This window comes from Peribacillus sp. B65 (assembly GCF_058513295.1).
Genome location: NZ_CP195840.1, coordinates 1,283,234 through 1,307,986, shown reverse-complemented (window position 1 = coordinate 1,307,986; position 24,753 = coordinate 1,283,234). Strand labels below are relative to the sequence as shown.

Genomic DNA, 24,753 nt, shown 5'->3' with positions numbered 1-24,753 from the left:
TCCTGATCCCAGGTTAACGTGCGAGGCTTTTTTTTGCATTCCTCTGCTCTAGCTTAAATTTGCTATAAGTCTCAATTTTGCTAGATGGATGGTATTCCTTGTGAAAACATCTTTCTTAATTCTTTTTTATCTATTTTTCCAATCGGCGTTAAAGGGAACTTATCAAGAAAATAGGCTATTTTAGGAACCATATACTTAGAGGTTCTTTGTTTGCAGAAATCAATTAATTCCTCACTAGTACAGTTCGATCCTTCTCGCAATGCTATCACGACACACACTACTTCTCCCCAATCTGGATGGGGAACGCCTATGCAAGCGCTTAATGCAACAGAAGGGTGCTGGTTCACCACTCGCTCAACTTCTGAAGAATATACGTTCATCCCGCCCGTAATGATCATATCTTTCTTCCTATCCACAATATAAAGGTAACCGCTTTCATCCCATTTACCAATATCCCCCGTGTAGAACCAGCCATCACGGATGTATTCTTGGGTAAGATCCGGTCTTTGATAATAGCCTACCATCATGGCTGGTGATTTTACGATAATTTCTCCAAGCTCGGTTGGTTTTACATCATTTCCATCTTCATCAATCAGTCGAACTTCGGTAAGAATGCACGGTTTCCCACAGCTTTTCAGAATTTCCGAATTGTTATGATAAGCCCATACATGAGCGCTCTTCGATAGTCTGGCAATGACAATATTGCACTCAGTCATGCCGTATTGCTGGCGCATGATAGGCCCGAATACTTCAAAAGCTTCTTTAAGGCGCTTTTGAGAAATTGGTGACGCGCCGTAAAAGATATTACGCATGGAGCTCATATCATATTCCATCTTCTTTGTCTGGTCAAGGAGCCTGTATAACATGGTCGGTACCATGAATGTCGTCGTGATTTCATGTTCCTTTATCGCCTGTATGAAAGCTGCAGCGTCGAATGAACCCATCACATAGACATGGACGCCCGAAACAAGGGATCTCCAAAGTAATGAACCGGCTGAATGCACAATGGGCGTACTTAGCAATACCCGGTCACGGTCATCCAGCGGGTCTTCGATAGCTGCAGAAAGTATGGCGGCGCCGAGTCCTTTCTGGGAATGCATGACGCCTTTGGGTGTACCCGTTGTCCCGCCTGTATATGACAGAAGGGCAATGTCTTCCTCTTCAGCTAATGGCAAGTCTAGATTATTTATTTCGCCGGGCCATTTAAACAGTTCAAACTCCTCCGGATAATTAATATGAAAGCCTGGGAGCCCAATAACATGGACATCTTCCTTCTTCATTTCTTCCAAATACTCAAAGAAGGTGTCAAAGTGTGTCTGTGTAGCTATTATGACCACTTCTGGTTTTGCTTCCTTTAAAATGAATTGTATTTCTCTTTTCCCCAGTTTTTCACTTAATGGCACCAAGGTTGCTCCACATTGCTGGATGGCCAAACCAAACATCACACTTTCTAAACTGTTTGGAATGATGGTCGCTATGCGGACACCCCTTCCTGCACCTAAACGAAGTAGATAAGATGTGATAAGTTCTGTTTTCTTCCATAACTCGTCGTAGGTTATCGTTTCCCCGGCTGGCAACAAGGTAATAGCCGGCAGTTCGCCGAATCGTTTCATTCCTTTATTCAACAGTGACTGAAATGTCAACTTATGCAGCATGTATATTTCCTCCCCCGAAAAAGGTTTTACCCTTTTAATAATGCTTTGGCAATTGTATTTTTTTGAATTTCTGAGGTTCCGCTCAGAATACGGTACATCCGTGCACTCCTGTACATTTTTTCTACTGGATGCCCTTTTACCAAGCCTTTGGAGCCAAAGATTTGGACAGCCTTGTCAGCCACACGGCAATTTACTTCTGAAGCAAACAGCTTAGCCATGGACGTGCCGGCTCGATCCTCTTTTCCTTGATCAATTTTTCCAACCACATCATAGACCATGCACCTTGCTGCGTAGATTTCCGTCGCCATATCTGCGAGCATATGCTGAATTGCCTGGAAGTCACCGATGGGCCGGCCATGTTGGACTCGCGTTTTGGCATGTTCAATAGATAAATCGAGAAGGTGTTGGGCCATTCCGATAAAGCCGGCGGCATGGGAAGCGCGATTTGTGTTTATTCTTTTCAATCCGAGCAGCAAACCTTTTCCTGGTTCTCCGATTATATTGGCGGCAGGCACTCGACATTGATTGAAATTCAATTCAGCATGTATGCGTTCTCCTGATAGGGGAACTTGAATGTCTCCTAGTTCAAACCCCGGATGTTGGGATGTTTTTTTATCAACTAGGAAAGCAGTGATTCTTTCTTTTTCTCCTTTCCCGGATTCTTTCGCTATGACAATGGCGAAATCAGCATAGGGGGCCGCACTGATAAAATGTTTCTTTCCATTTAATATATAATCATTTCCGTCTTTAACGGCTGTTGTTTCGATAGCGAAGGCATCTGATCCAGCATTTGGTTCTGTAAGGGCAAAGCAGCAGCTCGCATCTCCCGTCACAACGGGCATCACATAATTTTCTATTTGCTCAGGTGTAAAACTTTCCAACATCTGGCCAATTCTTAGCGGCCCGCCAATCTCGCCGATAACCTGCCCCCATAAAACCGCTCCGGAACGGGCCAATTCTTCCTTGAACATGCATAAGCCTTTTAAACTAACATCTTGTCCGCCATATGTTTCAGGGAGGTTAATACCATAAAACCCCAATTCTCTGGATCGTTTCCTTGCCCATTGTATCGCTTCCATCGGGATATCCTCTTCAGCGTTCAATCCATGCTCCTGTTCATATGGAAGCAATTCATTTTGGATGAAATCCTGCAACTTTGTTTGTAGTACCTCTAATTTCTCTTCCTGGGTCGTTACCATAAGTTTCCCCTTTCGATTTTTATTTTCGTTGAATTTTTTAAATGTTTAAAATGTTATAACATTAATTTTAAATGTAAATAATATTTAAGTAAAATAAGGATATATGATATAAATATAAAAAATATTGAAGTAAATAAAAAAATATTAGTTCCCTATCATCATAGGAAACTAATATTTAAGAGTAGTATAGAAATCGAGACATTTAATAAACTCCCTGGCAGCTTTTGAAAAATACTGCTTCTTAGAGCGAACGTAACCGAATTCCATTGTATTATTTTCCAGCTCCACCAAAGGAATGGCCACAAGTTCCCCGCTTAGGAAATAGGGGTCGCTGTTAATTCCAATATCATAAGAAAAGGCAATCGCCAATCCCTCAGCGACGGTTTTTTTGATGATCTCTGTATTATTTGTGAAAAACAATATATTCATCTCACCGTAATGATCAAAAAAACCTTTAATGAACGACTTCATTCTTGGTCCATTGTAAATGACCAAATTTTGGTCCATTAGCTCTTTTGGGGTTATGCTTTTACGGTTCACTAAAGGGGAGTTCTTACTGACCATCACAATCACTTTAGCTTCCATCAAGGGTTGAAATTCCAACTCAATTTCTTTTGGTTTAACCTTTGGGATATTCAATAGCCCGATGTCTATCTTACCATTCAGTACTTCTTCGGTTATCTCTTGTCCCCCTTTTTCTTCAATGACAATTTTCACCTCGGGATACTTCTTCTTAAATAAGGCCAAGGATTTAGGCAAAACCGTTAGAAATAAACCTTGTGTTGATGATAGGCGTAACTCTTTTTCCATCGTATCTGAATGTATTTGAGCACTGTCTCTTATTTCTTCCAATTTGTTTAATACTTCAAGAGCTTTCTGGATGATTTCCTTTCCGTCTTCTGTAGGTATGGTTCCTAACCTTGACCGCTTGAAGATTTTTATACCTAATTCCTTCTCCAAACTCGTAATGGCCATACTGATTCCAGATTGGGAGATATGGAGGCTTTCTGAAGCCGTGGAAATCGAGTTAACCTCGGCTACCTTGATGATATATTCCAATTGTTCAATATTCATGATTCATTCTCCTTCTAGCCTATTACTAATATCATACCTCGAACAGAAGGCCCTTTCAATTTTAGAGAAGTGGATTCAGGACACTTCTAACTGTCGCCTCAAAAGCAGAAGCCAGTTTTATATAACTGTAGTTGTTTTTTCGTATTCTTTAGCTGGTTTTGCCTGATTATTTTTAATAGATACGGCAACAATCGTTCCCAATAACGCTATTATCACCAAAAACAGGAAAGCGGCATTATAGGAGTCATTAAACAAACTGATTATCAAACCGAGGGCTAAAGGAGAAACCGCCCCTGCAATTTGACCGGCAAAAGTTACGAGTCCGGAGGCAGAGCCCGTTAGTTCCTTTGGTGAGTATTTTATGATGATCGTATAAAGAACCGTTCCAAAGAAAGACAGTGCTACGGAGTTGAGAGTGAGATAAGTGATGATAAGTGCTATAGACGTGGCGTTAGACATTAGAAAGAGAAAAATTGCAGATAATAAAGCGCCTGCAGCGGCAAGATACTTCTCCCGGTTAGCCATATGCTTATCCAGAAGCCACCCGCTTACATTAAACATCAAGAAACCAAAAATATAAGGGATTGCCAATAAACCTCCTGCGGCTATTAAATCCACCCCTTTTTCTTTAACCAAATATATGGGCATCCAAGTGATCAGACCATAGTTGATAATATTTGATATAAACTTGAATGTTATGAGTTTCCAAATATTTTCGATTTTAAATAACAGTTTCAGAGCAACCTTTTTTTGTTTCGGTTTGTCTTTTTTAACCTCTTGATTTCCTTGAGGCTTTAGAATGAACCAAATTCCGAAAGAAGCTAATATCCCTAGAATTCCGGAAATGGTAAACATGCCCCGCCAACCGAATGCCACCACCATGGAAGCTGCAAGTGCAGTACCTAATATCCCGCCAATATTTTGGGCAGACAGGAAAAACGAATTTGCCCTGCCCCGTTCTTCTTCCGGGAAGTTATCTCTTATAGTGGACATACTGGCAGGATAGAAAGGCCCTTCACCTAACCCAAACAGAAAACGGATGAATAATAAAGACATGAATGACCAAGCAAACCCAGTCATTACAGTGAACAAGGACCAACTAAACAAAGAAACAGTAACCATGACCCTGGCGCCATACTTATCGGTCATCCATCCACCAAGCGGTTGCATGAGTGAGTAGCTAACAAAAAATATACTAATTAAAATACCTGTCTGGGACGTATTGAGATGAAACTCATCTGCAATAGGGATAATCCCGACATTTATGGCAACGCGATCAAAAAAACTTAAAATCATTCCAACAAATAAAAGGCCGCTAATCAATATTTTTCGTTTCTTACTTGCATATAACTGCATTCCCCATCACTCCATTTTTTTATATTTTCACAAAACCTCAGCCACACAGGAAGCGCTTACAATTCCTTTCGAATTACAAAACTTGTTCTGTAACTATTAGGAGCGTTTTATAAAAAATTAAAAACGAAACAGGATGCCTTCAGGATTAATTAATACATTCAAACCCACGAGACTACTAAGTAGACTCGTGGGTAACCGATCCATCCTTGTTTCAGAATATGAAGTGTTTGATTATCACGGAGTTACGATATTAACCTTAGGTTGGAATTGATCCAGCAAAGTCAGGAAATCTTCAAACTGTTTTTTATCACCGGAAATGGCAACTTTACCGGCTGCTTCCATTTTGGATAAATCTTCACGTCCCAGAGCAATCTGATAGAAAGTTATTCTATCTAATGTTAATGCTGCATCAGGGTTGGACGCCATTTTCCCTTTTTTGAAGTTCAATACAGAATTATTCAAATCGATCGTGTAATTGGTTTTCGAATCTGTAAATATCAAATTGAAAGTCATATTTTTATTTTCCGCTTTCATTCCGTTTAATTTAATGGACAAGAATTTCAGGAAATCATCCATTGGCATATTGAGCAGCGTATCGAGATTCATCATTCCGCCACTTCCCTTTGAGTCTGCCACACCATTCCTTAACTCGTCTGCGCCGGTAAGATAGAAATTACGCCACACAGAAGATTCAGCTGTGTATCCTAATTGCTCATAAGCTTTAGCCAATAAATTTTTTGCTTCTGTATTTTTCGGGTTGGCCATGACGACATGCTTTAAGACTTGAGCCACCCAGCGATATTCCCCTCTTTTATAATCAAGTTTTGCCTGTTTAATGACCTTCTTTTCCCCACCCATATACTGTACATATTTAGCGCCCGATTCCTCTTGTGGTAATGGATCCAAGTCGGATGGATTACCGTTGAAATATCCTAAATAAAAGTTGTACACTGCTTTTACGTTGTGTTTCAATGTTCCGTAATACCCCCGATTGGCCCAGACTTTATCCAACTTTTCAGGAAGCTTTAACTCTTCCGCGATTTCATCAGGTGTAAGTCCTAAATTCGCTAATCGTATGGTTTGGTCATGAATATATTTGTACAAATCACGCTGACTTTCCAACTGCTCCAGAACATCGTCCCTTCCCCATATGGGCCATGTATGGGCCGTTACCATAGCATCTATATCTTCGTTTCCAAACAGATCAACAGTTTCATCAAGTGCTTTCACCCATTTTAGGGTATCTCTGGTTTTAGCTCCCCTTAATGTATAAATATTATGTAACGTGTGTCCGGTGTTTTCCGCTACCACTAAAGTTTTGTAATCATTGATATAATAATGCATTTCAGATGGAGCTTCCGAATCCGGCGTCAATAAAAATTTAAATGTAATTCCGTCTATTTCCACCGTTTGAATATCATCCTTCACTTCCATTGTTGGAGGTAAATAGCTAAAAGTTCCGTTACTTAATCCTGGGCCAATACCAGAAGTAACAAATCCCCTTTCACTTGCGGGTAAGAGATTTCCAAACATATAACCTGCACGGCGAGACATTATATTGCCTAAAAGAATGTTTTCACTTAGCGCTTCATCGTTAAAACCTGCTGGGACAATAATCGGCACCTTAGCTGGATTTTCAGCGTATTGAGCAATGCCTTTCATACCACCAAAGTGATCCGCATGACTGTGACTAATAACAATTGCACTTACTGGATTTTTGGGCCGATGTTCAAAATAAAGCTCCATGGCTGCTTTTGCCGTTTCAATTGTAGAAAGTGTATCCAAAACTATTAATCCTGTTTTTCCTTCCACAATGGTAAGCACTGATAAATCCTGGCCCCGAACTTGATAAACGCCATCTACCACTTTAAATAAGCCTGTTATATTTTGTAATTGAGCCTGCCGCCACAAGCTTGGATTTACAGTAAGACTTGCCGGCTGATCTTCTTTTATGAATGAATATCGATTACTATCCCAAACTACGTCACCTTTTGAATTTTTAATTGGATTCATATTCAAAGGCGCAATGAATCCTTTATGTGCATTCTTGAAATCTTCCTTATCTTTAAAATTCAACTGTTCATAAAAAGCCTTATTTGCTGAAATTGTTGCATCTGTGGCCGGCATCGGCTCATCTGAAGCAGCCTTTGTAACAGAAGACCCTGCCAGTAAAACAAAAACAATGGGAACGGTTACAATTCCTTTAATAAAAGATACTTTGGACATTTCATACCCCTTTCTAAGTAGATATCATGTATCTATTCCGAATGTTGCAGCAGTAAACTTTCTATTTTTTTAGAAATTTTTAGAATAATATGAATTTATTTTATAATTAATTTGACTTTAAGTATATTTCCTATTTCTAATGGTAACTTCAATTTTATTTATATAAAGGCTATGTTAAATTCTAATGTTGATATTTGACCAAAAGAAAACCGCCTTGGTGAAAAGGCGGTTCATTGAGCTATCGTCCCCGTAGTTAAATAAATTAGTTGTGTCTGTTTTTATTGAGTGTCTTCGTCGCTTTTGTACTCCAAAAATCACCTGGCTGACAATCAAAATTCTTACATATCCGTTAATCATTCATTTTTTGACTTCATATCTGGGGCATTTTTTAATGGCTTTTGAAGGGCGTCCACAGTGGCTGCGATGATACTTGTTGCTAAAATACCCATTAGACATAATGATGTAGGACCCGCTGCATCATCACTACCTGTAACTTTAGCAAGCACCCTTAAGCTTACTATTCCTAACAAAATGAGGAAAATGACTGTAAAAGCACATTTCTTTATAATCTTCAAAGATTTAAGGGATAATTCAGAGAAAGCATCGTTCTTTTCGATGTAGGTTAATAGTTTATATGCTTGATACAACGCAACAGAAAACGCAATACAGAATCCGTATGCACATACTAAAAAGGGGATTAGGAAGTAAGCCGTATCTGGATGTACCCTTGCATCCCTAACGGCTATCTCAGGCAACCAGATACACAAAGCAAGCACTGCAATTCCAGCCAGAAAAATAATTACCTTTAAGAAAGTGGTTGAACCTCGTTTAACATTCATTTAAAACACCTCACTTATTTAATGACAACATGATTTTAGCATATTATTTATCGTATTACAGTAAAATTATATTGTTTTTATTTATATTATTATTGTTATTGAAATATCCTTTTAATTTTGACAAAAATAAAAAGCACTTCTCACTACAAAGAAATGCTCTTACTTTAAAATGTTAAATTTACAACTTGTTCAACAAAACTGCCCGTTAGCTTAACAAGAATAAGCAGAGAGACGAAGTTTGGTATTCGTGTCGGTCACAGTAAATGGGCACGATTTGACCAACATATTTTTCTTATTCGATGACGAAAGAATTTTATGCTGCCAAACAAGGTTACATGCGTCACCTCATTATCTAATTGCTCGGCACATTTTCTCAACGAATAGCCCTCCATCATTCATTCGATGAACCGAACCTAAAGATGTGGTCTTCTGGTGCGTTGAAGAGGCGTGTTTGTGAGGTCGTTAAAGGTTTGATCGCAGGCTTTACAGCGGTAACGCTGCTGTTTCACCTGTCCAGCACGTGTTTTGATAACGAATTTACCAAATCGCACAACAAAATGGCTGCCGCAATGTGGGCAGACAAGACCAGCTTTAAGCTTTTGTTCCTGGATTTCATCAATTGCACGAATAGGAGTCGACATCGGTTTCGTTCGAGACTGCAAGAAATATACAAGTTCCTGTTTACCGCTTTCAGTTAATGCTTCGGCGAGCTTCTTTACTTATTTAAAATGGCCTATATAAAAATAACAATCCCTTTGTTTGTCTAACCGAAGGCTGAAGAACCAAATACAAAATGCCCCTCCCGATAGGGAAGAGCTTTAATGAATACGCAATGCCGTATATTCAATTTGCTATGACTTTTGCAAGGCAGGGCGTCCGGGGCCACACCGTTTCCCACAAAACTGAAAACGCTGCCAAATTGTAATGGTAAACGAAGGTAGCTTTTCACTCCTTATCGAAGAAAATCAACAAATTTAGACACCCCTATTTTGTTGAATCGCTTGTTTTTCCTGACTAGCCATAAATTTCTTGCCATATCTATTCTGGAAATATCCACTTCCCGCAAAAAGCCTTGCTCCAATTCCCTGGCCACTGTCAACCTTGGCAAAATGCTGATTCCAAGTCCTGCTTCAACCGCACTTTTTATCGCTTGTGTACTGCCAATCTCCATGTAGCTTTCTATTTTTTCTAAAACCCCATGCTCCCTTAGCATGTTTTCTACGATAAGCCGTGTTCCGGAAATGGATTCACGCCAAATCATCCTTTCATTTCCCAATTCATCTAGCTGAATTTCTTTTCTGTCTTTCCATGGGTGGTCGGATGGACATACCAATATCAATTCGTCTTCGGCGAACTTGTCTACAATAAAATCGGTGTTTTCCACAAGTCCTTCCACCAAGGCCAAATCAATGACATCGTTTGAAAGATCCTCCAGAACCCGGGGGGTATTTTTTATCGTCAATGTCACTTTTATTTCTGGCTGCTGTTTTTTAAATCTCCCAAGCAAGCTCGGCAACAAATACTCGCCGATAGTCAAGGAAGCCCCTACTATTAGATTGGCATTGTACTTCCCCGTCGATTGCTGAATCACTTCTTTTGAATGGTTGAAGTCATTTACTATGGCTTTTGCAAAAGGGTATAACAGCTTTCCTGCTTCTGTAACTCTCAGCCTTCCTTCCTCACGGTCGAATAACAAAGTGTTATAATAATTTTCCAGTTGATGGATCTGCCGTGTTACAGCGGGCTGAGATAGGAAACTTAACCTCGCCGCCTGGCTTAAACTTCCTTCATCCACCACTAAACAAAACATTTTCAGATTTTCCAATTTCAAGAAAACGACCTCCATGTTTTTAGATAGTTTATTAAAATGATAGCATCATTAGGTAAATGGTGAAATGAAAATAGTGTGATACATTCTGAGGCTATTCAATTATTGGCGGCATTCTTTATAAAACGGATAAATCTTCTGGGTATAACGTTTTGTTATACCCGATGATTTTGTTGCAATTTACCCATCCCTTTTTCTTTGATATGTTAATGATAAGTATTAAACAAAGCATGCAAAGGAAGTGACTGATGTCAATGAAAGGACAATGGAAAACACTATTCCAATTATTTTGGACCTTTTTTAAAATAGCACCTGTCACATTCGGAGGCGGGTTTGCGATGATCCCCTTAATCGAAAAAGAAGTGGTCGAAAAAAGAAAATGGATGAAAAGCGAAGAAGTTACGGATGTTTTTGCTTTATCTCAGTCCGTACCGGGAGCTGTCGCCATTAACTCCGCCACCTTTATCGGCCATCGAATTGCCGGAATGAAGGGGGCAATGGCAGCCATGATCGGTGTTTCATTACCTACCTTTTTAATTGTTCTGCTCCTAGGCATTTTGTATTTTTTCATTCAGGATAATCCGAAGGTAGAATCCGCATTCATATCGATCAGAGCTTCCATAGTAGCCATCATCGCCTATGCGGCTATCAAGATAGGAAAAACGGCTGTTGTAGACAAAACAACTTTCTGTATTTTAATAGTAGGAATTCCAGTCCTTTTCTTTCTGCACCCTGTGATGGTTATATTAGCAGGAGCTTTTGCTGGTATTGTGACCATCTCCATTAAGAGAAAATTAGGTTACGATGTCAAGTTGGACAGAAAGGATATAGGAAATGAAGAAAATGATTTCGAACCTTTCATGGGTGCTGGCATATAGGTATATCAAAAAAGGGTCTAACTAATTTTCAAGAAAGTGTGTGATGGAATGATGGAATTGTGGGAGTTGTTTAGCACCTTCTTTATTATCGGCTTTGTATCGTTTGGAGGCGGATACGCCATGATTCCCGTAATAGAATCGGAAGTCTCACAGCATGGATGGATGACGACTCAGCAATTTACTGATATCATCGCGATTTCCGGTATGTCCCCAGGACCTGTCACTGCCAATAGTGCCATTCTTGTTGGCTATTCTACTGCTGGATTTGCAGGGGCCATATCATCTGCTTTCGGAATCTTACTTCCTGCTATTATATTCGTAACCGTTATAGCCACCTTCTTCAGCAAATTGAATCATTACCCAGTTGTTCAATCCATGTTCTATGGACTAAGACCCATTGTCACTAGTTTAATCCTCTTTGCAGCAATCAGCTTTGCACTTTCCAATAATATGATAGCGCTGAACTTTTCTTGGCATGCGATAAGCTTATTACTCGTTTTTGGATTATCGTTATTTGCCCTAATGAAATTACGCTGGCACCCAGCCTATGTAATTATCCTTTCCGGTTTAGTTGGTGTTGTCCTCTATTCATGACAGGTGTCGCACACACAACCATCATTAATTTGGACCGGAATTAAGCAGAAAAATTGAAGAATGATTGATACTATATAAATGGGAGAAAACTTGATAATGTTTATGTATTTACCATACAAAAAACACCCTGTATCCAATGATTCAGGGTGTTCAGACTGTAGACAAACTCGATGAAATTTTAGGGGTTTGTACAATTTGAACGTTGATTTCCCCTCCAGGCACTCGCTTTCCGCGGGCGGTCCGGGAGCCTCCTCGGCGCCTTTGCGCCTGCGGGGTCTCCCCTGGACTCGCTTTTCCCGCAGGAGTCTCGCACACCCGCTCCAATCAACTTTGTTTTAACTTTTAGTTCTTTGATCCATTATTTCCCGGCTGAAACCGTGGAAAACCAATCAAGATGGCAATGACGCCACAAAATCCAATTAGTATTGGGTAATATGAATACTGCAAGATGCTTATCGGAGAAATCTTTGCTACCCCTGCTGCAACAAGCAGTTGTGCTCCATATGGTATCAACCCTTGGATACAACATGCAAATATGTCAAGCAAGCTCGCTGATTTACGCGGATCAATCCCATACTTTTCAGCGATATTTTTGGCAAGTGGCCCGGCAATGATAATCGAAATCGTGTTATTTGCCGTTGAAAGGTTTGTCAAACCAACAAGCCCTGCAATGCTGAATTCCGCCCCTTTTTTTGATTTGCTATTTCGGGTCACTAGGTGGAGTAGATAATCGATGCCACCATTATGTTTGATAACAGCTACCATACCTGCAATTAAAATGGCAAGGAAGGAGATTTCATACATTCCCGCCATTCCTTCTCCAACTTTTTGAATGACACCCAACGGTTTATAACTTCCATCAGCCAAGCCGATAATTCCGGCAAATACGATTCCGATGGAAAGGACCAGGAACACATTGACTCCTGCCAATGCAGTGATCAATACGCAAAGATATGGAAGAATCTTCACCCAATTATAAGAATGTTGGGAGATGTCAGCTTGTTCACCCATTGTTAAAATTCCAAGGATGGCACATGTGATGATGGCCGCAGGTAAAACGATGAAAAAATTCACCTTAAACTTATCCTTCATTTTCGTTCCCTGAGTTCGAACTGCAGCGATTGTCGTATCTGAAATGAAGGAAAGGTTATCCCCAAACATCGCACCACCAATAACGGCCGCCATTGATAGGGCAAGCGAAATATCTGTTTGCTCACTAATCCCGACCCCGATAGGTGCCAATGCAACAATCGTTCCCATGCTTGTCCCCATGGATAAAGAAATAAAACAAGCAATAATGAATATCCCTACCATTAATAGATTTTGCGGAAAAACAGCTAAGGCAAGATTCACTGTTGATTCAACTGCTCCCATGCCATTGGCAACTTCGGCAAAAGCGCCAGCTAAAAGGAAAATGATAACCATTAACATAATATTGGCGTCCCCGGCACCTTTACAGAAGATATCAACCTTATGATTGAATGTCTCTTTCCGATTCATTGCCAATGCAGCTGCCGAAGCAATTGAAATTGCAACAATCACCGGAAATGAATAAAAATCTTTAGTGATGATTCCGGACCCTATAAATAAAATTAAAAATACGACAAATGGGATCAATGCCCATGGATTCCCTTTATTGTTTGCACTCATGATGTACACCTCTTTTTATTTTTCCCGTGACAGGTGTCACAGCTCTTATTCTATTAACAGCTTTCGCAAATAACTCCAATTTGAACCTACCTAATTATCTAGTCTTGGAGCTATAGCAAAAAAACTGGCATAAAAAAGACCCCTTCTATTTTACAACAAGAAGAGGTCTTTTAATTTATAAAAAACACCCTCCTTATCTTTCAGGCAAAAATCAGCCTGCTGGATTTGGCACAGCACTCCATTTAAGTCCGCTGCCGAGACATCTTCGGGCCAGTCCCTCCGTCTCTCTTGATAAGAAGATTACATTATATAATTTATCAAATATTACGATGCCTTCCAGAAAAGTACCACACTGGAAACTTGCTGAAACCATCTGAGTTTGTGAAAGTGACATCGAAAGTCGTTTTGAAAAGCAAATATAACAGTACAGCATTTTGTCTATTTTCGCAAGGGTTAATTTTAAAGTATTTTACATGCACTCCTTACTATTTATAAAGAAATCTTGACATGTGCGGTTAATCAGTTTTTTTCATTTATCGGGACGGAATTCATATAAAAAAGAGGTCTTATGACCTCTCAGCAAATTTGTTGTATTAGGTTAGATGAATTATTTTTGGTCGAATTCACATCAGTCGATACCTCAAAGGCTTCCATCTGTTCCGAATCGAATGACTTTAAATACTGCTGCAGATATGCAGGATCATTATTTGTTGGACTCAACCATTCTTTTTCATCTTCTGGTTTAAGGATGACAGGCATACGATCATGAATGCTGGTCATTAGCTCATTAGGAACGGTTGTTATAACGGAGCATGAATAGACGCTGACGCCTTCAGGAGATTTCCAGGATTCCCAGATACCCGCCATTCCAAATGGAGCATGATTCTTCAGTTTTATTCGCATCGGTATTTTTCTTTCCGGTGTCTTCTTCCATTCATAAAAAGAGTCAGCGATTATCAAGCATCTCTTCTTCTTATACGCATTCCTGAAGCTTGCTTTCTCAGCAATGGTTTCCGCTCTGGCATTGATCATTTTGCAGCCCACTTTTTCGTCTTTTGCCCAGAAAGGAATGAGTCCCCACCGAAGATATCCAAGTCGATTCCTTGCCCCGTCATTAATGACGGAGAGAACGGATTGGGAGGGAGCAATATTGTAGCTGAATTGGTATTCCCCATCAAACGATCCCTGAATATCAAACCGATCTTTTATTTCTTCAATGTCAGTGAAAAGGGTAAAACGTCCACACATACTATCGCCTACCGTATTAGAATTTATTACAGTGTAACAAATCGAACGGACAGGCACAAATCAGCGTTCTAAAATCCTGATGTCGGTAAATGGTTGATTAAATAATTCGCTGGAAATCAAAAGAGTTCCAAGGACTTCTCTTTCATCTTCAGCTTTAATGATTTCCGACAAGATCAAGGTACTGCCATTCCTGACCGTCACTTTATATTCATTCATAAAAAATCCCCCCTAGATGGTTGTTATTATAAACCAAAAACCCACAAGTATCAGTAGTGAACTTTGCAGAGCCATGGTTAATCCTATAACGGGGAGTCAAGCAATGGCCCCGACCATTAACGCGTGTAAAGGAGGCGTAAAAAAGACTGTCCATGAATGATTCACGGACAGCCTGGGTGCTGCCAAAGGACTTAGTTTCAATACTTATAATTGAGCATGGAGATAACATTGAGGAAAGCTGGAAGGACCAAATTGGAATTGCCCTCTTCCATATCCATTCATTATTTAAAATGCAGCAAAACTTCATTTATTAAATGTGCTGCCAATGTTACGGTTTTATTATTTTCGTCCAACGAAGGATTCACTTCCGAAATGTCAAAGGAGAGGATTTTTTCATTCGATACGATATGCCTAATAATCGCACGTACCAATTTCGGATTCAGTCCAAACGGCGATGGAGCACTCACCCCAGGTGCATATGCTGAATCAATGACGTCCGTACATAATGTAAGCATAATGTAGTCATTTTTATTAACGAATTCATCTATCCGCCGCTTTGTTTCATCCATTTCGTTCAATGACAAATCTTCTTCCAATATGTAGTCTACCTTACTCCTCTCAGCGGTTTCAAAAAGTGCCTTTGTATTCCCCTGCTTCTGAATTCCGACACATAAATATCCACAACTTTGGTCTTCGTCCAAAATCTGCTTAAACATCGTTCCTGATGAACTTTCTTTTTCATAGGGCCTCATATCAAAGTGCGCGTCAATATTAATGATCCCCAATCTAGCTTTTGGTCCAATGGATTTCCTAATCCCAAGATAATGGCCATACAGGGTTTCGTGCCCTCCCCCAAGTATGATAGGAATCGCTTTAGTCTCCAATATCCGGTCAACAGCCGATCCCAGTTCGAATTGGGCGGCCTCCATTTCCGTACTTTCACATATTACATCGCCAGCATCCACCAGCTCGGTTTGGGACGGTAAATGACAGGGTAATTTCGCCAAGTATTGCCTAATATGATCAGGCCCCTCTGCAGCACCAATCCTGCCTTTATTCCTTCTGACGCCTTCATCACATTTGAAGCCAATCAACCCAAAGGTCTTTGATGCATTGGAAGAGATGGCTAATTCCGATATCGGAGCCAACCGTACTCTTTGGTGGTATCTGAAGCTGTCCATGTCAGATTGGGAATCAATTCTTCCATTCCAATATTTTGAAGTCGGATTAGTATACATAATTTCTCCTTTATTTAAAAAATTCCGAAATATCTTTTTTAAAAATTATAGATGAGATAATATATAATTACCAATACAAAAATTAAATATATCTATAGTTTAAAGCTATAGAAAGGAGCATAAATGGATCTTCGTCAACTTCGGTATTTCACTACCACCGTCCAGGAAAAGAATTTCTCAAAAGCGGCAAAAATGCTGCATATATCACAACCTTCCCTAAGTAATGCCATAATGAAATTAGAAAATGAAGTTAGTTTACAGCTTTTGGAACGTAATACAAGGGGTCTTGAGCTTACGGAAGCAGGGGGTCTTTTTTATACGAGATCTGTTGACCTGTTAAGAAGATTCGATAATTTGAAAGTGGAACTTAGGGAAATGAAGGATGTTGGAAGCGGAACAGTATCTATAGGTTCCATAGAATCATTCAAATTTTGGTTTCCGAAGATAATCAGGAATTTTAAAATCAATTATCCTAATATTCATATAAAAGTAAGGGAAATATTAGGGGAAGAGAAAGTTTTCGATTCGTTAAATCGGTATAATGTTCATTTCACCATCACGAACCAGCCCATCAATAACGATGAAATTCTGTCCACTCCCCTTTATAATGAAAAATTCATGCTTTTGATCCATAAAGATGACGAGTTAAATGAAAAAGAGTCCATCACTTTCCAAGACATTGCAAAGAAAGAATTGATCATCAGTACAACTGGATTTCAAACAAGAGATGATATCTTAAGAGCATTTAAGGGTGAAAATGCAATTCCAAATATCCTATACGAAATAGAAAGGCTTGAAACGGCTTGCAGTTTGGTGGAAGAAGGGCTTGGGGTTACAATTTTACCGGAAAGCTATATAAAATCCGCTGTATCCCCCAATACTGCAATTCGTGCGATTGATTCGATTTTTTTGGAAAGGACTGTTTACCTGGCCTATTTGAAAGATCGATATCTGTCTCCTGCAGTATGTAAGTTAGTAGAGGAAATACATAGCTTTTTTAAGTGGGATGTTAGGAACGATGCCTAAATGCTGATTCTCTAATTTAATGGAAAAGACACCCTGGCTCATTGTGATTCACTTTATATAAAGAAAACACTTTAGACTTCCTGCCAATGAGCTAGGTTTCCCACTCATATTTGCAGGAGGTTCATGTGTTTTCACTATCCATCCATATTGTTTTTCCTCACTAATTAATAACGTCCTAACGCTCACACTTCCACGCCAAGTAAAATACTTGTTCAATAAAAATTCATTATAGCGCTTTTTAGGAAGTCCTTATTCCCTCTGCTTCACATCGCAAGTGATAAAAATACTGGATAATTTCCTTTTCATTTAGGATAGATTTTTTAAGACCCTGTAACGTACGCATCCCAACTCTTCTATCTATCAGAGAAAGAATCTTTATAATCATATCATCTGATTTTAAGCCGCATTTATTTGCTTAATTCAATTTTTGAATTTTTACTATCAATTCACTTAACGTCATTCTGAATCCCTCTAACAAACGTTATTTTCATTCGTTTGTTTCAATCACATATCAAAAGAGAAAGTGAACATAACCTAAATATAAAAAATATAATCCTCCGGCAAGACTCTTTTTAAGAACCTCTTCGTTCTTTCTTCTTTTGGATTCACAAAAATTTCTTTAGGCGATCCCTCTTCCACTATGACACCTGCATCCATAAAAATCACTCTGTTTGCAACATCCTTTGCAAAAGACATTTCATGCGTGACAACTAACATCGTAGTTCCTTCTTTGGCAATTTGCTTCATCACCGTCAGTACTTCACCGACCAATTCCGGGTCCAATGCCGAAGTTGGTTCGTCAAATAAAATTATGTCAGGGTTTAAAGCAACCGCTCTCGCAATGCCCACCCTTTGCTGCTGCCCGCCTGAGAGTTCACTAGGGTAAGCACCATATTTTTCCGACAAGCCTACTTTATCCAATGCTTTTTTACCAATCTCATATGCTTCTGCTTTCGCAATCTTCCTTCCAATAACCAGTCCTTCCGTCACATTTTCCAATGCCGTTTTATTAGTGAAAAGATTATAATTTTGAAAAACAAAGGCTATCTTCTGCCTTATTCCATGAATCACTTTTTTAGATGCCGTTTTAAGACTTACATCAATATCACCAAAAACGGCATGTCCTTGATCTGCTTTTTCAAGAAAGTTAATGCATCGAAGTAAAGTTGTCTTACCTGAACCACTTGGACCCAGAATTACCACCACATCCCCCTTGTCTATATTTAAATCCACACCTTTTAAAATCTCATTCTCACCGAATGATTTATGAATATTTTTAATCTCTAGCATTTAGGCCACACCTCCTCATTTCAGATACTAACGGCTTTAAACCTGCTTACTCGTTTTTCATACCTTTTAAACAAGTATTCCACCAAACTACATAAAATTAGGTAAACAAGAAAGATATCAATATATGCTTCAACATAATTGTAGCCAACATTGGCAGCTACCTTGGCTTTTAAAGTGATTTCCTGCAATGACAAAGCATAACCTAATGATGTCGCTTTAATCAGATTGACTGTTGCTGTACATATATTCGGTAATGCCACTACCAATGTCTGTGGAATGATAATTCTTCTAAATGCTTGCATAGTTGTTAATCCGACAGCATATGAAGCTTCAAGTTGCCCCTTGCTCACTGTGCTAATTGCCGAACGAAACACCTCTGTGAGAATAGCTGTCGTATTCAACGAGAAAACAATGAATGCGTACCATATCGGATTTACATCGTATACATTCATTTCGACAGCATACTTTTCAAATATAGAAGTCAGCATTAAAGGCACACTGCTATATATAATGAAAATTTGGATAATGACGGGCGTTCCTCTGACAAATGAAACGTATATCTGTGCTAAGCGATTCAATACCGGGATTTGATTAATTCTTGATAAAGCAAGTAAAAACCCTAATGGCAAGGCAATAATCAAAGCAACAATTGTAATGAATAATGCGGTCGGCACCCCCGATAACGCTACAAAAAAGGTTTCCACTAAAAACCTATAATCCAGACCTTCTGACATTCTGTCACCCCTCTATGCAGTTGTTATCACTTGTTTTCCTTTACTGAATGCCTTTTCCAATCTTAAGAACAGTTGTTCAATGGCAATCGACAATGTCCAGTAAATAACCGCCAATGCAAGATAAATTTCTAATGCATGTGTGTTATAGTTCCCGGCGATTATAAGCTCTGCCTTCCCCATGATATCTATCAAGCCGATTGTATATGCTAAAGACCCTTCTTTCATTAATTCAAGTAAGCTGTTACCGAAGTTTGGTAATGCGACTACGAAAGCCTGGGGTAAAATAATTCTCCGGTAAGCTTGCGTATTGCTTAATCCAACGCTTACTGCCGCTTCAAATTGCCCTCTATCAATAGATTCAAGCGATGTTCTGATCACTTCTGACATCGCAGCCGCAAATTGAAGCGAAAAGGTTATGACTACAAATACTGCTTTATCAATATCATTAAGATTTATGCCAAATTTCCCTGCAATTGCAGGTATACCATAATAAGTCAAAAAAAGCAGAACTATAGAGGGCGTACATCTCAATACCGTTGTATATCCATAGGCAATTTTCCTGGCGATTTTACTATTTCCAAGTTTCATGACTGCTAAGATGAAACCTATGATTGTCCCGAACAAGACCGATAGACCCGTAACGATTAATGTTACTTTTAGAAAGGGAACTAATATTGGTACCGACTCTACTATGTAAGCTAAATCAAAGTATTTTTCCATGTTTCACCTCCATCTGCTTTCATTGAAGATTCGAATTTTCAAATCCAATCATTCTATTGAAGGCCAGTACCTAGAAACTTGCCATCTCTTAAAATACCAGAGTTATCCAAGAAAACCCATATTAAGAAAATGACAAGTCATAGCCTATTGATTGACATTTTAATTCTTGTTTTGCTAAGGACTTCGTTATCTCTCTACAGTTCCCAAAACTTCGAATAAATCCCGGCCATAAAACTTTTCGCTTAACTCATTCGTCTTCTTTTCGTCTTTAATTTTTTTAATCGCTTCATCATAAGCATCTGCGAATTTTTGTTCTTTTTTGTTGAATAATGGCCAGGTTTTAATGACTGCAAATTCATTGTAAACTAGATCATCCACTAAATTATGATAGGGGCCATCGTCGGCCACTTGCTTCTTAAAAGCTCCCTCGATCGCTATTCCACCGTCGACACGGCCTTCATTTACCCATTGAATTACATCTACAGTGAAGGCATCTCCGGCTTTCAATTTCACCTTATTGTCCGGATTGGCCTGATTATACTCATCAACGATCGTGTATTGAGCGTTATTTGCTGCGATTGGTGCTAAGGAGAAGCCCTCTGAAGCAAAGTCCTTGAGATTTTTGATCTTTGAATTTTCTTTCTTTAAAACAAGGCCCGCACTGCTTAATCCAAGGAATTCTTTAGGAAAGATGAACTTCTCAGTCCTTTCCTCTGTCCAGAAAGCATTTTTAACCCCCACTTGATATTTACCTTGTTCAATGCCTACTAACAGGTCATCGCTTGATGTGCCAATATATTCGAATTCGTATGCCGGTAGTAATTCATCAACCAATTTCATAACTTCCACATCATATCCAGTTGGATTTCCCTTCTCATCCAGCCAAGACATAGGTTTTGACGCTTGGTCATATGCTACTTTTACCTTTCGGACACCTGAAGTGCTACCTGAATTTGCATCGGCTTCATTACTCGTTGATGTACCTGATCCGCACCCCGCTAATATGGTGACAAACGCTAAACCGATAGTTAAAACATGGCGAAATTTTTTATTTTTCATAGTGAATCCCCTTTCGTTTTACGATGTTTTTTTACTTGCATTTGTATTTCCTGAAATTCAAAGGAAATACATACATCACCTTCACCACTCAATACCAACTATTTAGGTAGGTTAAGTAAGTTATTTGGTTATAAACATAATAGATGGATACTTTTGTAAAGTCAATGTGTATATTTAAAATTTTCAAGCAACTGCACACACCTGTTTTATTAAAAGAGTTGTAGTTATATGAAAATACAAGAGTCTTTCCGGAGGCATCATTTATCTGCAAGCCCTTAATTTCCTTGACAACTAAACACACCTTAATTATCATTTAAACCAATAAGATTAATAGGAATTTAAATAAAAACAGAAGGTAATAGAAGGAGGGAACCGTGTGATTAACCTATTCATTAAGACGGAGAGTCAAAAAGCGTGGCTGAAAAAATTATATGAAGTAGAATCAAAATTCAAAAATAATTCTGCTCAAATTGATGAATTGGCCTTTTTTCCGAAAGAACATATACAAGATTTAATTCGTATGGGATATACAAGTTCAACTCTTCCCAAATCCTATGGTGGCGGAGGGTTAAAAGTTTATGACATGATTCTCCTTCAAGAAACATTGGCTAGTTTTGATTCAGCGACTGCGCTATCCATTGGTTGGAACCTTGGAGTGATAGGAGATCTTTTTGAACAGGAAAGTTGGACAAAAACGAACTTAGATTTTATTGCTGGGGAAGTTCTAAATGGCGCTTTAGTGAACCGTTCCGTTAGTGAAGCGCAAACTGGGAGTCCGACTCGCGGGGGACGCCCCGGAACGAAGGCAGTCAAAAAGGGAGATTATTGGGTTATTTCCGGACGTAAAACCTATACAACCATGTCCCCTGTTTTAACTTATTTCCTAGTTTCAGCATGGATCGAGGAAAGGCAAAAGGTTGGATTTTTTCTCCTGAATAAAGATTTGGATGGGCTCTACATAGATGAAACATGGGACGTAATTTCAATGAGGGGGACAGGAAGTCATGATTTGGTCCTTAAAGATGTTGAAGTGGATGATTCAAAACTTGTTGAGTTACCTGAAATGCCAAGTGGAAACAGATTCAATGCATGGATCCTTCATATTCCAGCCTGTTACCTTGGCATTGCGCAAGCTGCAAGGGATTACGCCATACACTTTGCCAATAACTATACTCCAAACAGTATAAATGCACCTATCAGCCAGCTGGCTAATGTCCAACAACTGTTAGGAGAAATTGATTTGGAATTAATGAAAGCCAGGCATTTCTTATATAGCGTTGCCGAGGCTTATGATGATGAATCACGAAGAATTCATTTCACAAATGAGCTGGGGGCTGCAAAACATATTGTTACAAACGCAGCCATTACAATTGTCGATAAAGCCATGCGAATAGTCGGTGCAAAAAGCCTTCAACGCAATAATCCTCTACAAAGGCACTATAGGGATGTAAGAGCTGGTTTACACAATCCTCCGATGGACGATGTAACGATAAAGAATTTAGCAAAATTGGCAATTGAACAGACAAAATCCAATTTAAGCGGCCATCCACTTTTGAAATGATCAGATTTGATAAAAGAAACGCTATGAACTATAAATAACCCCTGAATTCTCTTTTCATAGAGAATCCAGGGGTTTTCAATTTTTTGAGTCATACAGAATTCGATTTTATTCTTGGAGCAGGCTGGGCTCCCTCAAGAAAAGAAATTAATTGGTGACACTACCATCATCGTCTGAATCTTCAATATCCGCCGGATCTTTTTCCAATAGTGCAACTTTGTCTTTTTCGGTCCATTTTGCTTTATATCCTAATGATTTTGCGACTTTTAGCACCGGTAAGTAGGATTTTTTATCTGGTTTAAATATTTCTAAATCCACTGTTTCAATTGCACCCAAACCTAGAAGCAATTTGTCTGATTGGATATATGGTTTTCCATCAATCAGTTTCATTTGTTTTGCTGTGTAAGGATAAACGGCTCCATTCACTTTTAAGGTAAACGGCCCCTTTTTTTCTTCTTTCATTTCTCTTGGCTGTTTCGATTTATAGGAAACCCCATCCACACCGAGAACTGTTCCTTCTCTTGTATTGTCGGCCCCCCCATACATTCTTCCCCTTTCATAATCATAAATAACAGCTTGCACATTTCCGATATGCTGCGGTTTTTCTTCATAAACATGCCCTTTTGCCATTAACTCTAACCTAGTATTTTGATCGATTCCCGGTTCCCATCTAACTGTCGGATAGCCAGCAGAGTAAACACGCGGCGTAAGTATCGCATCTTGAATTGTCATTTGATGATCGATCACATTCATGATCGTTTCAGATACCGATGCTATAATCGTGGCTCCACCTGGTGACCCAATGGCCATGAAAGGGTTGCCATCTTTTAATATGAAGGTCGGTGACATACTGCTTCTTGGTCTTTTTCCTGGTTCCACCTGGTTAACGCCACCCGGTGTGGCATCAAAATCCGTCATTTCATTATTAAGCATGAATCCATAATCAGGTACCATGATACCTGAACCGAATACTTGCTCGATCGTAGTCGTATAAGAAACCATATTTCCCCACTTATCCATTACAGAAAAGTGAGTCGTTTGTCCGATCGGTGTTTTCTCTTCTTTTACCTTCTCCATTGAAACCGGTTCTTGGCCTTCGTACTTCCATGGATCGCCTTCTTTGACATCGGCTGTTGATTTATTTGGATTGATGAGCTTTCTTCTTTCTTTTATATATTCTTCATCTAATAGTCCTTTAGTGGGTACATCATAAAAATCTTCATCTGCCATATAGGCAGCTCGATCGGCAAAAGCCAGATGCATGGCTTCGGTTAGATGATGTAGATACTCAGGAGAGTTCGACCCCATCTTTTGCACATCGTATCCTTCCATAAGCTCAAGAATCTGTTGGACAGTCAAGCTGCCTGAACTTGGCGAAGCCGCCCCGACCACTTCAAATCCCCTATATTCCGATTTAATTGGCTCCCTCTCTTTCACCACATAGTTTTCCAAATCTTCAGTTGTCATCGTCCCTTCACGTCTTTGAACTTCTTTGGTGAGGGCTTCCCCGATTTCACCTTTATAAAAAACATTTGAACCTTGTTTTTTTATTAACTTAAGAGTCTTTGCCAGATTAGGCTGAACGAGGGTGTCCCCCTCTTCCAATGGCTTTCCGTTAGGCACAAATACTTTTGCAGCTTCTTCGTTATTTTCTAATTTTTTTACATTTTCATCGATATATTGCGCTGTTATCCAATTGACCTTAACGCCTTTTTCAGCTTGTTTAATGGCCGGGTCCATAACTTGTGATAATTTCAATGTTCCATATTTTTCCAGGGCGGCTTCCATCCCCTTAAGGGTTCCAGGAACACCAACAGCTTTACCGCTTGTGTGCCGTTTACTAAAAGGTACGGGTTTTCCCTTTTCATCTAAAAATAGTTCTGGCGTAACATTTTGCGGTGCCATTTCGCGGCTATCGATCATCGTAATTTTATTTTCTTTCTTATTATAAATCATGATAAAACCACCGCCGCCGATTCCAGACATCATCGGTTCAACTACATTTAACGATAATTGAATGGCTGCTGCTGCATCGACTGCATTTCCACCTTGTTTTAATATCTTTATGCCCGCTTCAGCCGCTAAAGGGTGGGAAACTGATACGATTCCTTTTGTTGCTCCTTTTTTCATTGAAGTATCCACTCCAGGGACACTTGCAAAAGCTGGTGTGATCATGCAAAAGAAACTGAAAGTAACTAAAATAAAACTTTTTAAAAATTTCATGAATTAGTCTCCTTTCAAATTAAAACCATTTAGGGTCTTACCATAATGCAACTGAAAATACGAGCTGATGAACCTAGTAGGAATATGCTGGTGGTTCTCGATAGAAAAGCAGTCTGCACATTCCGATTGGGCGTTGTGTTCT

At 39.3% G+C, this 24,753-nt stretch carries 20 protein-coding genes, 2 pseudogenes and 1 riboswitch; of the genes and pseudogenes, 4 read left to right on the top strand and 18 right to left on the bottom strand.

Annotation, left to right across the window (positions count from 1 at the left end):
- Positions 1–80 precede the first annotated feature (80 nt).
- The 8 genes and pseudogenes from ACSR9O_RS06350 to ACSR9O_RS06315 form a co-directional block, all read right to left on the bottom strand.
- Positions 81–1,655 (bottom strand): class I adenylate-forming enzyme family protein, encoded by a 1,575-nt coding sequence (locus tag ACSR9O_RS06350; RefSeq protein WP_230176412.1) that lies wholly within the window; start codon positions 1,653–1,655, stop codon positions 81–83.
- A 26-nt stretch (positions 1,656–1,681) separates the two neighbouring features.
- On the bottom strand, positions 1,682–2,854 hold the full coding sequence (locus ACSR9O_RS06345) for an acyl-CoA dehydrogenase family protein (protein ID WP_491724152.1): 1,173 nt from the start codon (positions 2,852–2,854) through the stop codon (positions 1,682–1,684).
- 168 nt (positions 2,855–3,022) lie between these two features.
- Positions 3,023–3,928 carry a LysR family transcriptional regulator gene (locus tag ACSR9O_RS06340; RefSeq protein ID WP_101221864.1) on the bottom strand — a complete coding sequence of 302 codons (906 nt, stop codon included), beginning with the start codon at positions 3,926–3,928 and terminating at the stop codon, positions 3,023–3,025.
- Positions 3,929–4,045: 117 nt separating this feature from the next.
- Complete coding sequence (locus tag ACSR9O_RS06335) at positions 4,046–5,284, bottom strand: MFS transporter (protein WP_260357483.1); 1,239 nt, start codon at positions 5,282–5,284, stop codon at positions 4,046–4,048.
- A 234-nt stretch (positions 5,285–5,518) separates the two neighbouring features.
- Positions 5,519–7,510 (bottom strand): alkyl/aryl-sulfatase, encoded by a 1,992-nt coding sequence (locus ACSR9O_RS06330; protein WP_491724151.1) that lies wholly within the window; start codon positions 7,508–7,510, stop codon positions 5,519–5,521.
- A 353-nt stretch (positions 7,511–7,863) separates the two neighbouring features.
- Positions 7,864–8,349, bottom strand: coding sequence for a DUF2975 domain-containing protein (locus ACSR9O_RS06325; RefSeq protein WP_101221861.1), 486 nt, complete (start codon positions 8,347–8,349; stop codon positions 7,864–7,866).
- A 293-nt stretch (positions 8,350–8,642) separates the two neighbouring features.
- Positions 8,643–9,068 (bottom strand): annotated as a pseudogene (locus tag ACSR9O_RS06320) (transposase); the annotation flags it as partial.
- Positions 9,069–9,301: 233 nt separating this feature from the next.
- Positions 9,302–10,180 (bottom strand): LysR family transcriptional regulator, encoded by an 879-nt coding sequence (locus tag ACSR9O_RS06315; protein ID WP_101221860.1) that lies wholly within the window; start codon positions 10,178–10,180, stop codon positions 9,302–9,304.
- Between the two features lie 245 nt (positions 10,181–10,425).
- Here ACSR9O_RS06315 and ACSR9O_RS06310 point away from each other — a divergent pair, with 245 nt between their 5' ends.
- Positions 10,426–11,055 carry a chromate transporter gene (locus tag ACSR9O_RS06310; RefSeq protein ID WP_459734587.1) on the top strand — a complete coding sequence of 210 codons (630 nt, stop codon included), beginning with the start codon at positions 10,426–10,428 and terminating at the stop codon, positions 11,053–11,055.
- Between the two features lie 48 nt (positions 11,056–11,103).
- The gene (locus tag ACSR9O_RS06305) at positions 11,104–11,649 is read left to right on the top strand and encodes a chromate transporter (protein ID WP_491724150.1); all 546 of its coding nucleotides are present in this window, start codon (positions 11,104–11,106) and stop codon (positions 11,647–11,649) included.
- A gap of 342 nt (positions 11,650–11,991) precedes the next feature.
- On the opposite strand, the gene ACSR9O_RS06300 is transcribed toward ACSR9O_RS06305, so the two are convergent.
- The 4 genes from ACSR9O_RS06300 to hutG form a co-directional block, all read right to left on the bottom strand.
- Complete coding sequence (locus ACSR9O_RS06300; protein ID WP_101221859.1) at positions 11,992–13,299, bottom strand: Na+/H+ antiporter NhaC family protein; 1,308 nt, start codon at positions 13,297–13,299, stop codon at positions 11,992–11,994.
- Between the two features lie 190 nt (positions 13,300–13,489).
- A riboswitch (SAM riboswitch) is annotated at positions 13,490–13,597 on the bottom strand.
- Between the two features lie 278 nt (positions 13,598–13,875).
- Positions 13,876–14,547, bottom strand: coding sequence for an SOS response-associated peptidase (locus ACSR9O_RS06295; RefSeq protein WP_491724149.1), 672 nt, complete (start codon positions 14,545–14,547; stop codon positions 13,876–13,878).
- Positions 14,548–14,607: 60 nt separating this feature from the next.
- Positions 14,608–14,763, bottom strand: a complete 156-nt coding sequence (locus tag ACSR9O_RS06290; protein ID WP_153246094.1) for a hypothetical protein — start codon at positions 14,761–14,763, stop codon at positions 14,608–14,610.
- Between the two features lie 281 nt (positions 14,764–15,044).
- Positions 15,045–16,001, bottom strand: a complete 957-nt coding sequence (gene hutG / locus ACSR9O_RS06285) for a formimidoylglutamase (RefSeq protein WP_491724148.1) — start codon at positions 15,999–16,001, stop codon at positions 15,045–15,047.
- Positions 16,002–16,124: 123 nt separating this feature from the next.
- Between hutG and ACSR9O_RS06280 the strand changes: the two genes are divergently transcribed.
- Positions 16,125–17,027: a LysR family transcriptional regulator gene (locus tag ACSR9O_RS06280; protein ID WP_491724147.1), complete on the top strand. Its 903-nt coding sequence runs from the start codon at positions 16,125–16,127 to the stop codon at positions 17,025–17,027.
- Positions 17,028–17,265: 238 nt separating this feature from the next.
- Here the strand turns inward: ACSR9O_RS06280 and ACSR9O_RS06275 are convergent.
- The 5 genes and pseudogenes from ACSR9O_RS06275 to ACSR9O_RS06255 form a co-directional block, all read right to left on the bottom strand.
- A pseudogene (locus ACSR9O_RS06275) lies at positions 17,266–17,427 on the bottom strand (SF0329 family protein); the annotation flags it as partial.
- Between the two features lie 134 nt (positions 17,428–17,561).
- The gene (locus ACSR9O_RS06270; protein WP_101221855.1) at positions 17,562–18,317 is read right to left on the bottom strand and encodes an amino acid ABC transporter ATP-binding protein; all 756 of its coding nucleotides are present in this window, start codon (positions 18,315–18,317) and stop codon (positions 17,562–17,564) included.
- A 20-nt stretch (positions 18,318–18,337) separates the two neighbouring features.
- Complete coding sequence (locus ACSR9O_RS06265; RefSeq protein WP_230176421.1) at positions 18,338–19,051, bottom strand: amino acid ABC transporter permease; 714 nt, start codon at positions 19,049–19,051, stop codon at positions 18,338–18,340.
- A gap of 12 nt (positions 19,052–19,063) precedes the next feature.
- Complete coding sequence (locus ACSR9O_RS06260; protein WP_491724146.1) at positions 19,064–19,771, bottom strand: amino acid ABC transporter permease; 708 nt, start codon at positions 19,769–19,771, stop codon at positions 19,064–19,066.
- A gap of 186 nt (positions 19,772–19,957) precedes the next feature.
- Entirely contained in the window at positions 19,958–20,830 is an 873-nt protein-coding gene (locus tag ACSR9O_RS06255; protein ID WP_101221853.1) for a transporter substrate-binding domain-containing protein, read from the bottom strand.
- Between the two features lie 376 nt (positions 20,831–21,206).
- On the opposite strand from ACSR9O_RS06255, the gene ACSR9O_RS06250 reads away from it, so the two are divergent.
- Positions 21,207–22,391: an acyl-CoA dehydrogenase family protein gene (locus ACSR9O_RS06250; RefSeq protein WP_491724145.1), complete on the top strand. Its 1,185-nt coding sequence runs from the start codon at positions 21,207–21,209 to the stop codon at positions 22,389–22,391.
- A gap of 144 nt (positions 22,392–22,535) precedes the next feature.
- Here ACSR9O_RS06250 and ggt read toward each other — a convergent pair whose 3' ends face one another.
- Positions 22,536–24,611, bottom strand: coding sequence for a gamma-glutamyltransferase (ggt, locus tag ACSR9O_RS06245; protein WP_491724144.1), 2,076 nt, complete (start codon positions 24,609–24,611; stop codon positions 22,536–22,538).
- Positions 24,612–24,753 lie beyond the last annotated feature (142 nt).